Origin of the sequence: Vibrio sp. 070316B, assembly GCF_013114115.1 — a bacterium.
Lineage (GTDB): Bacteria > Pseudomonadota > Gammaproteobacteria > Enterobacterales > Vibrionaceae > Vibrio > Vibrio chagasii_B.
Map to the genome: position 1 here is coordinate 217061 of NZ_VTYC01000004.1, position 17764 is coordinate 234824.

Annotated in this window: 7 protein-coding genes and 1 pseudogene; 3 read left to right on the top strand and 5 right to left on the bottom strand. The window is 42.6% G+C overall.

Annotation, left to right across the window (positions count from 1 at the left end; translation table 11 throughout):
• Positions 1-93 precede the first annotated feature (93 nt).
• Both F0251_RS05955 and rnb read right to left on the bottom strand, forming a co-directional pair.
• A complete protein-coding gene (locus F0251_RS05955) occupies positions 94-924 on the bottom strand; it encodes an AraC family transcriptional regulator (RefSeq protein ID WP_171730561.1) in 831 nt (276 codons plus the stop codon).
• 165 nt (positions 925-1089) lie between these two features.
• Positions 1090-3096, bottom strand: coding sequence for an exoribonuclease II (rnb, locus tag F0251_RS05960; RefSeq protein ID WP_105058377.1), 2007 nt, complete (start codon positions 3094-3096; stop codon positions 1090-1092).
• A gap of 308 nt (positions 3097-3404) precedes the next feature.
• Here rnb and F0251_RS05965 point away from each other — a divergent pair, with 308 nt between their 5' ends.
• Both F0251_RS05965 and F0251_RS05970 read left to right on the top strand, forming a co-directional pair.
• On the top strand, positions 3405-5429 hold the full coding sequence (locus F0251_RS05965) for a DEAD/DEAH box helicase (RefSeq protein WP_105058376.1): 2025 nt from the start codon (positions 3405-3407) through the stop codon (positions 5427-5429).
• A gap of 658 nt (positions 5430-6087) precedes the next feature.
• Positions 6088-7281: an acetate/propionate family kinase gene (locus F0251_RS05970; RefSeq protein ID WP_171368485.1), complete on the top strand. Its 1194-nt coding sequence runs from the start codon at positions 6088-6090 to the stop codon at positions 7279-7281.
• Positions 7282-8735: 1454 nt separating this feature from the next.
• Here the strand turns inward: F0251_RS05970 and F0251_RS05975 are convergent.
• The 3 genes from F0251_RS05975 to F0251_RS05985 form a co-directional block, all read right to left on the bottom strand.
• Positions 8736-9308: a hypothetical protein gene (locus tag F0251_RS05975; protein ID WP_171730562.1), complete on the bottom strand. Its 573-nt coding sequence runs from the start codon at positions 9306-9308 to the stop codon at positions 8736-8738.
• 472 nt (positions 9309-9780) lie between these two features.
• Entirely contained in the window at positions 9781-10221 is a 441-nt protein-coding gene (locus F0251_RS05980) for a hypothetical protein (protein WP_171730563.1), read from the bottom strand.
• Positions 10222-10510: 289 nt separating this feature from the next.
• On the bottom strand, positions 10511-16459 hold the full coding sequence (locus F0251_RS05985; RefSeq protein ID WP_216610904.1) for a toxin TcdB middle/N-terminal domain-containing protein: 5949 nt from the start codon (positions 16457-16459) through the stop codon (positions 10511-10513).
• A gap of 526 nt (positions 16460-16985) precedes the next feature.
• Here F0251_RS05985 and F0251_RS24375 point away from each other — a divergent pair.
• Positions 16986-17764: pseudogene (locus F0251_RS24375) on the top strand (hypothetical protein); the annotation flags it as partial.

Below are 17764 nucleotides of genomic sequence, written 5' to 3' on the forward strand. Positions count from 1 at the left end.
CTGTTTTAATTCGCTGGTGGCGTGGCACTAGAGCTACGCCTTCTGTTCATTCTCAATCAAGCAAATAGTTTGCTCTAGGTGTCAGGTCGCGTCTTACACTTGTGGTTTCATGCTTTGTAATTGAGATTGTGCGATGAGAGAACGGAAATCTTTCGGTGTCTTCCCATGATACGTTTTAAAGGCTGTGCTGAAGTGCGCAGCGCTCTTAAAGCCAGACTCGTACGCGATTTGAGTAATGGATTTAGTCGACGTTCTAAGTTGCGTTGCGGCATGGGCAATACGTTTAATCTTTAATAAGTTTGAAAATGAAAGATCTTCAGCCGATAAACGGCGTTTCAGTGTGGCTGGCGACATTCCCATGTAGCTGGCTAGTGTGTCTAAAGAGATATTATTTTCAATATTCTGTTCAATGTAGTGAATGACTTTTTGCGTCACCGTTAACCTTGAAGCTCGTGCGATGATAACCAGCAGAGCAGGGTATTGTTCGACCATCAGTGAAAGTAAACCTAACCCTAATTGAGTGAGTGCGTAGTCATTTTTAGCTGAAGAATGAGCTAAAGACATGATGAGATCTTTCAGCTCGCAGATCTCAGTATCGGTTTGGTTGAATTTGATGTACAGGTTGGGGACTCGAGTGGATTCTAGGTCGCTGAATTGGTTGATGAACTTCTGGAAAATATCTAAATCAAAATCTAAGCAGGTTGCGCTGAATTCGCCGTTTTCTGTATCTACTGTGATGTCTTTGATTTGGCCTGAGTTATAAAGTGTGAAATCGCCTGCCTGCAATGAGGCTTCGGTGCCATCGGGGAGCACGAAAGAGATACTGCCTTTTGAAACGATGAAAATACCATTTTTAGAGGCGGGGTACCGTTCTCGTTTCCTGGGGATGAAGTTTCTGAATTGAGTAACTGTTATTGATGACATAATGTGCTTCTTTGACGTTGTAAACGAGTTGCTTATTAATTTTAGTATTGTTTAAGCATGAGACATTTACAAAAAAGGCGCTAATAATTAGCGCCTTTAGAAGTGAACCTTTGAAGCTTATGACCTTGAAAGCTTTGACCTTGAAAGGCCTATCCTTTACAGCTATTAAGCTTCGGTTTCATTTGTTGTTTCAGGCTCGCTAGGCAAGTCCGCAAATACTTGAGTAGGTTTTGCTACTAAGTTACGGCTTTCCTGATTAACTTCAGAGAGAACTACTTCTAAAACGTCTCCCAGTTTGTATACCATTTCTTTATCGATAGATACAGTACCCATATCACTGTTGCACTCGATTCTTTCTTTATTATCAATAATGAGAGAACCAGGGATAAATGCAGCGGCACCATTCTCTAGCAAGCGAACACGCATACCAGCACGGTTAATGTCGAAGATCTCTGCTTGGAAGCGTGTTTCTTCTGCTGGTGCGTTAGCTAGCGTGCGAGCATACAACCAATCACCAACATTACGCTCAGCCATACCGTGATGGCGGCGGTGTAGTGCAAGTTCATCACCGATCGTTTCATCTGGTGTTTGAATTGGCGCTTTACCAAGGATATGTGCTTTCAGCATACGGTGGTTAATCATGTCGCCGTATTTACGAATTGGAGAAGTCCAAGTCGCGTAAATGTCTAAACCCATCGCGTAGTGTGGTGCAGGTTCGTTGCTGATTTCACTGTACGCTTGGAACTTGCGGATACGGTTATCGTAGTAGTTATTATCTAAAGAGCCTAACCAGCGGCGAAGTGCAGCAAAGCCTTCAAGAGAAATAATTTGCTCTTCTGTGAACGGTGTTTCTGCTTGTGGATTAACCAGTTCAAGAACGTCTGCAACTTTCTCGGCTTTGAAGCCAGAGTGGCAGTTAAACACACCTTGGTTGAAGCTTTCCTTTAATACTCGACCTGCACAGATGTTTGCGCTGATCATCGACTCTTCAACCAACTTGTTCGCACTACGACGCATGTCTGCGTGAATAGCAACAACATCGTTATCTTCGCTAAGTTCAAAGCGGTAGTCAGGGCGATCTGGGAATACCACTGCGTTTGCTGAGCGCCATGCTGAACGTGCTTGTGCAAATTCGTGTAGGTCAGAAACAATCGCTGCGATTTTTTCAGATGGTTGCCACTTCTCTGATGCACCGGTTTCTAGCCAGTCTGATACGTTGTCGTACGCCAGACGAGCGTGAGATTTAATGTTCGCCGCGAAGAAGTTGATGTCATCGCCAATAACGCCATCTTTAGACACGGTTACTGTGCAGCATAGGGCAGGGCGAATTTCGTTCTCGATAAGCGAACATAGGTTGTCTGCAAGGTCACGAGGTAACATTGGGATGTTACGACCAGGCAGGTAAATCGTGAAGCCGCGTTCGCGCGCCACTTTGTCCATTGCGTCATCAGGAGAGATGTAAGCGGTAGGATCAGCAATCGCGATAGTCAGTTCAAAATCACCGTTCTCTTTCTTCTTAGCGTAAAGTGCATCGTCCATATCTTTTGTGCTTTCGCCATCGATAGTCACAAAAGGAACATGGGTCATGTCTACACGTTCAAGATCGGCATCGTCATTGATTTGCCAATTATCGATACCTTCAGGTTCACTATTTGGTAAGTCATTCTGTGCAAGTGTTACCCACCAAGGTGCGATCTTGTCGTCAGCGTCAGTGATCTTTTCTGAAATTTGAGCTAAGAAGCCGTTGTCACCTTTCAATGGGTGCTGAATGATATGAGCAACAACCCAGTCGCCTTCTTTAAGCGTTTCTGGGTTTAGGCCTTTCTTTGCTTTCGCTTTTAATTGCAGCTTTTTAAGCTGAGGGTGGTCAGGTACAACGTTTAAGCGGCCTTTGAAAAGCTTAACTCGTGCAATAAAGCGAGTAAGACCTTGTTCAACCAATTCTTCTGGCTCTGCAACTTCACGCTCTTTCTCGGTGCGAATGATGGCAATCACTTTGTCACCGTGCACACATTTCTTCATGTATGGAGGCGGAATGAAGTAGCTTGTTTTGCTGTCGACTTCTAGAAAACCAAACCCTTTTTCAGTGGCTTTGATTGTGCCTTCCTTTTTTGGGAGGGTTTCTTGGATTTGTTGCTTAAGCTGAGCGAGTAGAGGGTTATCTTGAAACATCTTACTTTTATCTTACGAGAACAATTGAGCACACTATAATCATTGCGGGGCCTGATTACTACTTAAAGCCGAAGGGAGAGCAAATAAATTACCTTCTTATTTACTATGTTCAATTCAATTGATGTAAACGGCTATGACGAGATATTCATCAAGTTTTGACGATATGATAGCCAGCATTGAAAGAAAACCGAAAAATATGTGATGTAATTCAATTTTTTCTGGCTTTTTTTATGCATTTAAGGAATAATCCGCCTCCCTTAGACGTCCCTAATGGCTTGAAGTGTTTTATTACTGCTTCGTAACTCTGAATGGAATCAGTATCTGATTGGATCAGTATTGGAAATGGTAGAGCTCCCGGGACCTTTTGTTTACTTATATATAGTGGGATCCCAATGTCCGAATCTGTAATTCAATTTAATGAATTAGCCCTAAACGAAAACATCCTTTCAGCTCTTGATAGCATGGGTTTCGTTTCTCCGACTCCAATCCAAGCAGCAGCTATTCCTCTTCTTCTTGAAGGCCGTGACGCACTAGGTAAAGCACAGACTGGTACTGGTAAAACAGCAGCATTCTCTCTGCCTTTACTAAACAAAATCAACCTAAACCAACACAAACCACAAGCAATTATCATGGCTCCTACTCGTGAGCTAGCGATCCAAGTTGCTGCGGAAATCAAAAACCTTGGCCGTGACATCAAAGGTCTTAAAGTTATTGAAATCTACGGTGGTGCTTCAATTGTTGACCAAATGCGTGCTCTAAGCCGTGGTGCTCACATTGTTGTTGGTACTCCAGGTCGTGTTAAAGACTTACTAACTCGTGACCGTCTACACCTAGATGAAGCACACACATTTGTTCTTGATGAAGCAGATGAAATGCTAAAAATGGGCTTCGTAGATGACGTTACTTGGATTCTTGAGCAAGCTCCAGAAACTGCACAACGTGTACTTTTCTCTGCAACTATGCCTCCAATGGTTAAGACTATTGTTGACCGTTACCTACGTAACCCTGCAAAAGTTGACGTTGCTGGTACTAACCACACAGTTGACAAAGTAGCACAGAACTTCTGGGTTGTTAAAGGCGTAGAAAAAGACGAAGCAATGTCTCGTCTTCTAGAAACTGAAGAAACTGACGCGTCAATCGTATTCGTACGTACTCGTCAAGACACTGAGCGTCTAGCTGATTGGTTATCTGCACGTGGCTTTAAAGCTGCTGCACTGCACGGTGATATTCCTCAGTCTCTACGTGAGCGTACTGTTGATCACATCAAACAAGGTGTTATCGATATCCTAGTTGCAACTGACGTTGTAGCTCGTGGTCTTGATGTTCCACGTATCACTCACGTATTCAACTACGACATCCCATTCGATGTTGAATCTTACATCCACCGTATTGGTCGTACTGGCCGTGCTGGACGTAAAGGTAAAGCGATCCTTCTAGTTCGCACAAACCAAATTCGTATGCTTCGCACTATCGAGCGCGTAACTAAGTCTACAATGGAAGAAATCCAACTTCCTCTACGTGACCAAGTTGCTGCAGCACGTGTTGCTAAGCTAGGCGCTGAGCTTGAAACAGAGAAAGAAAGCAAAGCTCTAGAAAACTTCGCAGGTCTTATTACTACCCTGCAAGAGTCTCTAGACGTTGATGCTGCTACTCTAGCTGCAATGCTTCTTAAGCGTCAGCAAGGTAAGAGCCCACTGTTCTACATTGGTGAAGACCCAATGATCGCTGCTATCGAGCGTGACAAGAACCGTCGTAAAGAGCGTCGTGAAAACCGTGATAACGGTGGCCGTGACTTCAATACTCAAGACTGGGATACTTACCAACTACAAGTTGGCCGTGAGCAAGGTGTTCAGGTTAAAGATATCGTTGGCGCACTTGCAAACGAACTTGGCCTAACTAAAGGTTCTATCGGTGCTATCAAACTTGACCAAGGTTCAACTTACGTTCAACTGCCAAAAGCAATGAACTCTGAAACTGCTGGTAAACTAAGCAAGCTACGCATCCGTCAAAAAGAAGCTGGTGCTGTTGTTGTAGACTTCAACGATTTCCGTGAACCACGTCGTGGTAACGGTGGCCGTGGTGGTCGTGATGGTGGTCGTGGTGGTTACCGCGGAAACCGTGATGGCAACCGCGATGGTAATCGTGAAGGCGGTCGCGGTGGATACCGTGGCAACCGTGACGGTAACCGCGATGGCAACCGTGAAGGCGGCCGTGATGGCGAGCGTCGTTTCGACCGTAACCGTGGTGGCGATCACCGTGGCAACTACCGTGGCGAACGTGGCCATGGCAACGGCGGTAACCGTGGTCGTCGTCCAGAGCGCAACGAAGGTTAATCAACCTTTAGCTTAGACGCTCTAGTCTAGACACTGAATTTAAAAGCCGAGCACATGCTCGGCTTTTTTGTGCCTACTCGTTTCTCTTTCCGACCGCATCGCTTGCAGTTAAAAACCCCATCTCACGCCCAAATTGATATCCCTTTAGGCCAACATTAAAAGTGAACGACCCCGATTTTCTACGAAAGGGGTAAAGCACTCTCTTTAGCGCCGTGAACGTACCTGTATCGCGTTGTAAGGCTATACTTAAATGACGTGCTACAAGCTAAGGGCCAAACGAGAGAAAGCTGTTTAAATTGCCGTGAGGTGGTTTATTAGGAGGAAGGCTGAGGTCATGTTTAGTGGAGGTAGGTATCGGAACTTCGCTGGTTCAACTCAATAGCGGTGACGTTTTGAACAACACGCCAAATGACTAAATCTAGCTAAAAATAATTTTAGCAGTCGTTTGCGTCACCTGTTTATTCACTTTCTTATTCAACTATTTTTTAATTTTTCTCTCGAAATAAATAAATTAATGACTAAGATCAACTTAACTGTGTTCATTTGGTGATTTTTTCAAAACAAAAGTTGAAAGATTCAAAAATTATTGAATAATGGGCTTAACTAAAATTGAAGTAAACGCTTCATCTAATTCGTACTGAAACAGGATCCATATCCAATGTCTAATTCGTTTGTTCTGGTTATTAACTCGGGTAGTTCATCCCTTAAATTTGCTGTAATCGATTCTGTTTCTGGTGAAGCAGTATTAAGTGGCCTAGGGGAGTGTTTTGGTCTTGAAGATGCTCGTATGAGCTGGAAATACCAAGGCGAGAAAACTGAAATTGCTATTCAGGGTGAAGGTAGCCACCACAAGATTGCTATTGGCAAATTGGTAGGCCTGATGGAAGACCTTGGCTTCACGGCAGATATCGTGGCTATCGGTCACCGTATCGTTCACGGTGGTGAGAAGTTCACTCAAACGGTTCGTATTACTGAAGAAGTAACGAACGAGATTGAAAGCCTATCTGATCTTGCTCCACTTCATAACCCAGCTGGTGCTATCGGCATCCGCGCTGCGATTGAAGCTTTCCCTTCTTTGCCTCAGTTCGCTGTATTCGATACAGCTTTCCACCAAACAATGCCACAACGCGCATTTACTGGTGCAATCGCTAAAGAGCTATACACAGACTTTGGTGTACGTCGTTACGGCTTCCACGGTACGAGCCACTACTTCGTAAGCCGTGAAGCTGCGAAGATGCTAAACAAGCCTGTTGAAGAATCTAGCTTCATCTCTGTTCACCTAGGTAACGGCGCATCAGTATGTGCTATCAAAGACGGTAACAGTGTTGATACATCAATGGGCTTCACACCACTTTCTGGCCTCATGATGGGTACACGTTGTGGTGACTTAGACCCAGGCATCATTGAATACCTTCTTAAGAAAGGTTGGTCACAAGAGCAAGTCTTCAACTCTCTTAACAAGGAGTCTGGCTTTCTAGGTGTGTCTGGTCTTACGAGCGATGCTCGTGGCATTTTAGAAGCTATGGAAGAGGGTCATGAAGGCGCTAAGCTGGCTTTCGAAGTATTCACATACCGTGTAGCTAAATACGTTGCTTCTTACCTTGCAACACTAGATTCTCTAGACGGCATCATCTTCACAGGTGGCATCGGTGAGAACTCTCTACCAATCCGTCGTGAGATCCTGAAAAACCTTAAGATCCTAGGTTTTGTTGAAGATGTCGCTGGTAACGAATCTGCTCGCTTTGGTGCTGACGGCATCATCGCTAAGTCAGAGATGCTAGGTGCAGTAGCGATGGTCATCCCAACCAACGAAGAGTTCGTTATCGCTCAGCAGTCAGTAGAACTTCTGTAATTTAGCTTAAATCTAAATACTGAAAAGCGAGCCCTAGTGGCTCGCTTTTCAGTAATGATTACTAAGCATATTATCGAGTACTCATGTTCTGATATTTTCTTAGCCATTCTTTATTCTTATTTTTCACACTGTTTATTAAATGAAAACCTTTCGAGTAACGGCATTGAGCGCCCTATTTTAAGTTCTGTACCGCAATAGTATTCACTATGTTGAGCTTTCAAAGTGTCAAGATCTGAGTAATACACAAAACTAGGATAAATGGGGGTGAGAATCGCTAGCACTAAGATAAAAATGGATACTTCACGTGAGAGGTCTTTGTTTACATGCCCCGTCAGAAAATTGTAATTGAAGTAGATAAAGTAGGGTGAAAGGAATACAAAAAAAATGGTTGTAATTGAGAATGAAGCTGTTGAAAAAAATACACTTCTCCTTTACCTATCATGACTTTAGGCCAAAAAAAATTGAATAACAAAGGAGTAGAGTAAAAAATAAAAACCAAGCATTCGTTTTAATTGTATCTTCTTTATTCATCCTATCCCTCTATTATATATTGATTAAAAATAGCATAGCCCTGTTCAGCAGGGCTATGTTTTGATCTATTTTGTCATCTTAGTCTAGCTTAGTGTTTGATGACTGTTCAGCTCCACTATTTGCTCCACCGGTACTTTCTCCATCATTATCTAGACCATCACTACTTCGATGATTGGTTCCACCATTATTTCCATTTTTCTTACCGTCAGTAGATTTATTGGATTTTAATTAATATTAGTCGATTTTTATTTTCTGATTAGTCGGTTTGTTTATATAGTTTTTATCTTACAATAATAACTGATTGAATCGATTTTTTAACTTAACTTTGATTTTTCAATGTATTTTTCGATTTTTTCTTTGATTTTAATATAACATAACCAAAAGTAGGGAATGTATATGTGAAAAAAATCTCATATCTTCGATATATTTTTCTGACGCATCGTTTGTAACTTTTGCTGAGTTTAAAATTAATTCTACATATGGTATAAATTTGTGTGAAAATATAAATATGTAAAGCATGGCAAGGAAACTACTGACAGGATAAATAGCCTTGTTTAAAAATATATAAAAATTAAAAGTCGTTGGCGAGTGATAGATGTTTTTTTATTTTCCTTGAGCTTGTAAACATGAAAATTGATAGAAAGCTAACGCACGCGTCAAAAATCACCAATAAGGACAGTATTGAGATGAAAAAAGTCCACCACTCTAGAGTTAAAAAAAACATTGCTAAATCATTATTTGCTAATGTGCTGGAAGTTATTACGGATTTGAAATCATCGAACCATAGTCTTAATGATTCCCAAAGGTACCTAAAGAACGCACCAAAGGTTATTATTAATGCTATTTTTATTAGCTTAGTTGCAATAATCATCATGAAGATACCGTTTAGAAAGGAGCGGCTCGCGCTCCTTTTTATAGTTTAATTAAGAATCTGAATCTGAATCTGAATCTGAGACCTTTGTCGGCCCAGCTTCTGATTGTGAGTCATTGAGTGCCCCTTGAGTACTATCACCAGGGTTACTATTTAACCCATTTTCCTTCGAATCATCTTTAGGCGTTCTTGTACTCATTAATGAATTAGCCAACGTAGTTACTGAGGTAGCTGCGGAAATATCTTTTAGAGTATTAAAAGGAACTTCGTTATCAGAAAGACCTTGACTAACATGTTTTTTCAGGTTGTTTGGTAGGTTTTTGTTTACTGGATGTCGACCATAGGGGTTCAACACTTGTTTTTCTGCTAACATTAAATTTTTACTAGCGAAGTTGCCGGCAACTGCATTTATGCAGGCCTGTGTATATTTTGCGTCATAGTTATCTTTCATTTTTGTTGATACAAACTCCTGTACCATAGCTACTCCACAACTAATCATATTATTAGCTACAGGGTTTTTGGCTATCCCAACCCCGCCAGTCAATGCTCCAAATGCTCCCCAAGCCGCACCTTCCAACGCTTTTTCTTGCAGCGTGTCTAGTGACCAGTCACGACTAGTTAACATATGACCTGCAGTATTAGCAAAGGCTCCGACGGCTCCCCCAATAATTACAGCTCCTACTATTTGAGGAAACTCCCCCGTAGGATCGCTATACCTCAGCGGGTTGCCTCGCCCATAGGCGTAAGGTGACCAGCGTTGAGGATCCGTGAATCGGGCCTCTCTTGCAAACACAGGATCGGGGATAGGTTCATAGGACTCGTCGATCAGTTCTTTTCAGTTGATGCTATGATTGCCGACTAAAATGAATCTGCCTACTTTTTCATGCTATCTATATGATTTTTCTATGCTAGTTGTGGGGAGCCCTCAGACCCAGAGGGGCTATTTAAGTAACATTTAATTAAATTTATATAGACTCGTCACTAGCCGTCTACTCAATTCCACCTGTTAGCCGATGTGGTGTCTGAGTTGCTTTAAAGTTTGTCACCTTAACAACAGTACTTGATTGCCATGTTTGAACAAATCCATGCGATTATGTTTAATCGTATGGATTTCTAGGTCTTGTTAAATGAGACTTTAAAGCTCCATAAAGTAAATAAAAAAGCACTGCAATACTCATATAAGCAGGAAGTGTTCCAAACAAGGATGAATAAACATCAAGTAGGCTACTATTTTTATTTCCTAGTATTATTTTTTCCCCATCGTTGATAGATAATACGTTATAGTATCGCTTCTCTATCAATTCAAAATTGAACTTATGTACAGAGCGCTTTCCCTCTATATCTAATAGATAGTAATAGGTTTTTAACCCTCTCATATGGACGTTAATATGATCAAGTTGTATTACTTTTGCTTGTTTTTCTATGCCAGATGTCCAGAATTTGTATGTATCTCCAACAACTTCGTAAAGTGCAAAAGATACAACAGCATAGCCTATCAGAAAAAAAGAAAATTTAAAAAATGGAAATAAATTTTTCATATGGCTTTATTATAGTCTCAATCGATAGTCTTAATTGGATTTTTACATCTATTCGGTTTTTTTAATAATTTAAAATGGTCATGCTCCCTTCTATTAACTAGCACTAGATTAATATACTATCATTCTCAATTCTATTGATAATTTTTATTTTTGGATCTTTAGTTATTCAGTATATTTAAATTGGGGTGAACTCATTAAATCATAACGTTAGGTTTGGCCCCCACGGGGGCCTATATAAAGTCGCTTTCTTTAAAGGTTTATATTTAACTTTACCAGTATAATTTTGTGGTTAATCCTCGCTTTTGTCACTAGCATCTCCTTCTTCCCCATCGCTTGGACCAGGGCTATCCCCTCCGTTTACCCCTATAGAACCATCTCCTCCGCTTTCAGAATCACCTTGAGAAAGATGCGAAGCAGGTGAATCTAATTTGGATTCTAGAGATTTCTTTACTGTAGAATAGGTTGTAGTAAAAGCACTACCATAAAGGACTTCTTTGACTATTGGAGCTTTAGCCTTTGCCTTCAAGCTTGCAGAGTTAGCTAAGATACGTGGTGTTGTTGATGGGGTCATCCCGTTCATGGATTGTGTTAAGTTGTTGTTAGGTAAAGGTTTTGGTTGTAGCCCTTTGGTTAACTTAGATGCAAATTTACCTGACACCATATTTAGTACTGCCTGCTCAGCAACTTTTATCGCATCATAATCATCGGTTGCAATTTGTTCTACCATTTCTCCTACACCTCCAGCAACAAGCGCGCCTCCGGGAACTGTTGATGCCGCAGCTACCAAACCGCCAATCGCAGCTTTCCGGGTAATAGACCACGCATCATGGTTCGGGTCCATTGCCTCTGTGAATCCCGCCACAGCTGCACCAATAACCCCCGCAGTAAATTGAACTACCCACTTTCCTTCAGAATCAACATAAGCAATCGGGTTACCTCGCCCATAGGCATAAGGTGACCAGCGTTGAGGATCCGTGAATCGGGCCTCTCTTGCAAACACAGGATCGGGGGTGATGAATTGCCCGTAGCTGTGGTTCATATAGCGTTGCGAGAAATAACCAAGTCCAGATTCTTTGTCTTGCTCTTTATCGGTAAAACGATAAACCGTTTTATCCGATTGACCAAATTGCGCTTCCACATCACCAAATGGTTCGTAATTGAACGCATTGATGACTTGAGCAGAATTGTCCACAGTCAGTTCTGTTGAGCCAAGGTGCTGTTTAATATAATAAACTTCTGGAGTGAAGGTGTCATCACTTTTGCTTGTCTTGGCTACACGGTGGCTGCCTAAACGAGCAAACTTGATCAGCTGACCTTCACGAATCTCAGCATCATCACTGATATACCAAGTTGTTGTGACCTTTCCTTTTCTGTCCTTAACGACTTTGAGGCGTCGTTTATTGTTGTGGTCATAGGCGTACTTTGCTTGGTTTTTCGGGTTATCGACTTGCTTCAAGCGGTTCGCATGATCCCACTGGAATTGTTGATTCCCTGAGCGTAGCTGGTTGCCTACCGCATCATAACTGATACCTACGTCAGCATGGGTGAGCGCTTGTGGTCCTGCTGTATCGGTTGTGCGTAACCCTTGTCGGTTGTAGCGTTTATCTTCTCCAGTGCCTGTGTTTCCGCCGTAGCGTAAGGTTAAGTTGTTGTCACCTAGGATTGGATCGTTGGTGTTTTTAGCAATAAGGTTACCAATTGGATCAAAACGGTATTGAGTGAGCTTTAACTTATTTTGTTCGAGTGCAATTCGATACCAATCGTCGTAGTCATAAAAACGCGTTTGGTCGAGCTCAGAATATTGATTCTCGATCCCTAGTTCTTTGGCAATGGTCTTTTTATCTTGCTCTGTTCGTTGGTCGGTAATGCCGAGTAAGTTCGATACCTCATCATATTGATAATTGAGTGACTGAAGACGTGTTCTGTCCGAATGACGAGTGGTTTCTCGGCTCTTAAGTCGGTTCAGCGCATCATATTCATAGTCACTTTGCATGCCATTACCATATTGAACATGGCTCAATTGCGCAGAGGCACTATACGAAATGTTGTTGATAATGTTACCCATCGCCAATAATTCACCGCCTTGACCGTATTGGTAGTCAAGATGGGTACTGTCTGGGTAAGTCAGTTGTGTTAATTTACCGGCGCTATTAAACGCTCGCTTAGTTGTATAAATATCCGATTGTTGACCAAAGGCTTTGATTTGACGTTTTTCAACAGTACGATGACCGTTTTGATCGTAACCAAACCAGCTGCTTCCTGCTTCATCGATAACTTGTGCAAGTCGGCCTTTCAAATGATGGAGCTGTTTATCTAGATTACTATCATATTGGTACCGCTTAGAGATACGGCCCTTGGTTGGATCGAGAATCAGCGAATGGAAACCTGTTGCTGGGATAGCCGTTTGGTCTTGATAGAAACGCTCTTCAATTTGTCGGCTAAGGCCATCATAAAGGTAAGTGTGTGCCATGCCTCGTGAATCTATGGTACCAACTAGATTACTCGCAGCATCATAGCTAAACCAAGCTTGTCCACGGTTTGGGTCATCTCGATACGTTTGACGACTTAAACCGTCGTAAAGCATAGTTCGGGTATTGCCAAATGCATCGGTTAAGCGAGTGAAATTGTCGAGCGCGTCATATTCATATCGAGTGGTCCAATCTTGCAGAGTGCTTTGCTCACCATTGACATCCACACCAACGTATTCTTTTACCTCTCGTAATTGACCTAGGCCATCAAATATTAACCATTTACCGGCTCCGCTGTGTTGGCCTCCGATAACCGTTTGTGCGGTATCTTGTACCCATGACTTAAGAGGCAAGTACTCGTTGTAGGTAAACGTTTCACCTTGCGAGACAGTGGCTGGTAGGTATTTACTGATTGTACGGTTGGTCGCGTCGTATTTGTTTCGAATGACTTGTGACCCCATCCCAGAATGAAAAGCCATACTCGCCGAAAAATAGGGCATGCTTTCAGTGGCCAGTAGTCCACGGCTATCGAAATTATTCTTCAAACTGACGCGTGGACCTTGCTCCGTTTGGCTTACGTTCATTAGATTGCGCCCGCCACCATCATAATATTGGCGGCGCTCAATATGGCGGCCATCTTTTTCAAGACGTTGTAAACTGCGGATCCAGTTAACCATGACGCCATCAAAATTTTGCTGGTAATGATATTCAAACGATTGTGTGGGCGCACTAGTGCTGTCGCCCGGCGCAATGATATCAGTGACTCGGCCAAGGCCGTCATACTGTATGTGAGTTTGTTGTTGGTTAAAATCCTCAAATAGAGTCATTACGCCCAATGAAGAATCGTAACTCGCACTGGCAACCAGGCTCTGGCCACCTAAGTGAAGTTTCTCTTTGGTTGGATATATTCCCTCTTGGTAAGTTACGCTAATCCTATGCCCAGGCTGCTCGCCATAAAGAGGGCCAAAGAACTCTGTCGCGTTGCCGTAAGAGTCGTAATGTGAACGTTGACTAAAAATAGTTTGGTTGTTCTTACTTGGTGAAATCCATTTTTTAGTCGCGGTTAGGTTACCGGTTGACACGGTGCCTAAGTTGCCACCACTAAAGCTTTCATCGTCATAAAACCATTGAGTTTTCGCAACCAGTTTACCCTGTGCATTGGTGATGGTTTTTTCAATGGGAAGGTGTAATTGCCAGTTAGCCAATGACGTTGCATTCTCGGCACTGTAGCGCCAACGGGTTTCACGCTGATCTTCAAAGCGATCGTCAAGGCGGCCATGTTCGCGTTTAAGGACTAAGTTACCAAAATCATCGTAATCGTAATCCCATGCCAGCGTGATAGGGTTTCCACGGCCTTGTTCTATCAGCTTTTTTTCTTGATGCGTTTTGCTTGCAAATGACACGAATCTATCGTCATCAACACTGTCAAATAAACGCTTTGATGACCACTGATATGTTTCTTGCCAAAAAAGACGTCCTTCCGCATCTTTTTTTTCTATTTTCGATATCTTTCCGCGCAATGATTCGTCATTAAGACCTAATAAAAAAGTGTAGTGAGTTTGACTTTCCGGTGCTGATTGGGAGGCGAAATCGCGTTGTGTTGCTTCGCTAAATCCAACAAACTTACGCTCTTTTGCAAAGTAAAATCCGTCACGGTATTGATAACTTTTTATCGATGCTTGGCCTGGGCGACTGGCGTCTTCCGTGGTGACTGATTTCACGACTTGCATAGCCATAGGCAGGGTATGTTGCCATGGTGTGTTTTGTTTTTCATCACGCAACATCTCAGAAGCCACGGTCGCATATTGAATGCTTGACGTTTGTCCTATGCCGTTATCGACGGAGAGCAATTGGTTGGGTAAATCACCCGGAATAATGGATAAATAGGTAAACGACTTTTCATGCTTGCCAGAACGAAACCACACGATGTCGACAACGCCATTGCCATCAATATCGGCCAATTTGGTTTTAGAAGGGGCGAATTTATCGGGGTGTGTGAACGTGAGCGGTTGACCGAAGACTAATGTTCCTTGAGGTCCTGATTGGCCTTTACTTGGCCACACAGTAACGTTGAACCCATTAAAGTAAACAAGATCAGCGAGGCCATCATGGTTTAAATCGGCAAACTGAACTTTATCTGTATTGTGAATACTTTTCGCAGTCTCGCGAATATTATTGACATGAATGGCTTCTGAATAACCGCCAGTGCCTTTACCTGCGAAAAAGTACATCGACTTTTGATCCATGTGAACTAAGTCGTTGAGTCCATCACCGTTCATATCGGCCATATGAGAGGTCGACTTTGCCAGTGGAACCCCAACACTGAGTTCGGGCATTGGCATGCTGATCGGCGTGTCCCAACCGTTCCCGTTGTTTATCGCAACAGTATGGTCAAAAACGCCATTTCTTGAATGACTGTTGGTGACAAAGACATCGGCTAATCTGTCATGGTTGATATCGATTAATCGAGCATTAGGGCTATTAATCGACAGTGTTTGGTTGCCTAAATTGCCCTGCGGTTGCCAATTGTAGTTTTCATCTAACCCATAAACATAGCTGTTGCGACGGATCGCATTCAGCATATTGATTTTGCCGTCACCGTTTAAGTCACCCCATTTGACATATTGGCTGGAGAGTTTATTTCGCGAGGGGGTGCTCATCTTCACCATTTTAGAGAATTGAACTTCCCCCTGTGGGTTTTTGCCTTGATTAAGTGCATAACGGTGCGGTGAGAAGCCGGTGTTGATCACATCGGGTAAACCATCTGCATTGATATCAATAAAATCAACATCTGGACTCTTTAAAGGAAATAACTTTGCAGAAGGGACGTAATGCGACGCCGCAAGCGTTGGGTCAAAGTGGGTATACTTGAAGCGGGCCGGGGGGGCGCCATCTTGTCCGTTGGCCGCGACTTTGGAAACTTGTGATAGGCGAGACAGACTCTGCCAATCTGACGTTGCCTCATAGTCAAATTGGTAAGACATGACCGGGGTTTGCTGATTAAAAGTGTCTATCTTTTTTAAGCGAAGGGCTTTGGTCAATTCAAAGGTTGGTAAGTAAGAAACAATGGGATCCGGCCTTGACTCATAAGATAACTCAACCACACTCGCGCCGTCATTGTAGTCAATTTGCGTTAAGTATACCGCTTGGCTGCTATCAAGGGAGTCATAGTGATAGTTGATTTGGTTACCATGAGAATCGGTCATGCTCTCGATAAACCACTGAAAAACTTTGTGCCCACTTTTGTCCTGGTGCTGTGCGTTACTGCTCTGCCCTAATACCCAGACACCACCATTAGCTAAAGTCATTCGCCAGCCGTTGGTCAGCTTTTGGTATTTTACAAATTGCCCTTCAATTTTAGCTCGATATTCATTGTTACCGATGTGAACCAGCTCTTGCCCTTGGTGATTCACATAAACATCGGGGTGGCTGTCGTCGTAATTGGGCAGGCCATTAACGGTTTGTCGCTGTATATAAGGTATGCTCAAACGTCGCCCAATGCCGACTAAACCATTGCCATAACCACTGTCGTAAGTAATCGACAACTCAGGTGTCATCTGGTTACGGCCTGTTGGTAAGCTAAAATTCAGTTGGTCTTGGCTGGTCCCCGTGTTTAATTGGGTATTAAACCCTTCCCCAAGCCCTTGTATCGTTCCAGGTCCTGTCGGTAAAGAAATCACGGTTGGCGACACCGCACTCGGCTCATTGGCGAGGGCAGCGGTTGTTAAACCACCCAGCAGCACTCCTATTGAATAGGCTAACGTTTTCATTTGTATCTCTTGGTTTTATAAATATTGGCGAAATATAAACACTGCAAATGAATTATGCAACTAGATGCGTTTTGAGTGTGATTTACATACGGCAAAATGGTGTTGTTGAAAATGGCTCGGCTAAACGGGGGAGTTTTAGCTACGTAAGGACGGAGTGAATTTCCGTGATTTTTCATGTGTATTGCTGCTGATGAATCCTATTCACGCCACTTAATTTTCTACAGAAATTTATAAAACCGTAATGACGGTGTTTTTATTATGATGTAGCATGTTCTTTTGATATGCAACTTGTTTGTTTTATGTGTTTTGTCAATAGGTGGTTGTTTTTTTGAAAAGGTCGGGGCGTTATTGGTGAGTATAAAGTTTTATACGGTGAGCACTTATCACGATTTATATTCCATATCTGAAACCATTTAATAAACAAACCAACCAAGTATGAATTTATATGGGGGAAAGTTAGTCTAAAATAGTTCGGGATAAATCGTAACAGTCTATTTATATAATCAAAAATCAAAAGAAGAAAATAATGAAATATACTAAACGCAGTTTGGTAGGGCTTTTTACGCTCTTAATAATGCAGTCGGGTGTGGCCCAGGTTGCCAATAATGCGCCTTATCCCTTTGGTGAGGAGTTTGTTTACAATACTTGCCCTTCAGGCTTTGACAAACAAGGACTAAGTTGTACAAAAAAAACCACAAAACCAATTTTGGTTAAATGTGATAGTGGTTATAACCTGAGTTCCAACAAGCAAAGCTGTACGAAAAGCCTTTCTCAAAGTGTAACGTACTCTTGTCCATCCGGGTTTCAGATGCAAGGAGGACTCTGTAATAGAACGTTAGTCGAGAGGCATTATTCCCCCTCTAAAACAGCGCCTTATGCAGGTAGATACTATCCAAATTCTTCACTTATTTTCCTTACAAGCGCTCGTGGTATGGGCAGGGTTTACTGGAAGGGAACCAAGATTTTTGAAGGGAATGCGCCTCTTCCTTACAAGCATTCGGATGGGTGGACTTACGATCGTGGGAGTCTGAAATCAAGTGGTGGTAATCACGGTGGGTGGCGAACTGAGTTTGAAGCGGTACGCACACGAGTTGATAGTAAAGCTCGGACAAGTCATTGCCCTAGTGGGTACAGAAAAGTTGGCAGTGCATGTCATAAAACCTTGACTAAGCCCGTCGTGAAGTATTGTTCTGAGGGACATCTAAATAGCAATCATTGTTCCGTTACTTTATCTCAATTAGCTTCAAGACGTTCACCTGTCGAAGAAACAATGGCAACCTTGTATCCGCGTTATTCTGATGATGC

Bases quoted from the DNA above. Each gene is read 5' to 3' on its own strand.
- F0251_RS05970 (WP_171368485.1), top strand. From the start codon at position 6,088: ATGTCTAATTCGTTTGTTCTGGTTATTAACTCGGGTAGTTCATCCCTT.
- rnb (WP_105058377.1), bottom strand. From the start codon at position 3,096: ATGTTTCAAGATAACCCTCTACTCGCTCAGCTTAAGCAACAAATCCAA.
- F0251_RS05975 (WP_171730562.1), bottom strand. From the start codon at position 9,308: ATGTTAACTAGTCGTGACTGGTCACTAGACACGCTGCAAGAAAAAGCG.
- F0251_RS05965 (WP_105058376.1), top strand. From the start codon at position 3,405: ATGGAATCAGTATCTGATTGGATCAGTATTGGAAATGGTAGAGCTCCC.
- F0251_RS05955 (WP_171730561.1), bottom strand. From the start codon at position 924: ATGTCATCAATAACAGTTACTCAATTCAGAAACTTCATCCCCAGGAAA.
- F0251_RS05985 (WP_216610904.1), bottom strand. From the start codon at position 16,459: ATGAAAACGTTAGCCTATTCAATAGGAGTGCTGCTGGGTGGTTTAACA.
- F0251_RS05980 (WP_171730563.1), bottom strand. From the start codon at position 10,221: ATGAAAAATTTATTTCCATTTTTTAAATTTTCTTTTTTTCTGATAGGC.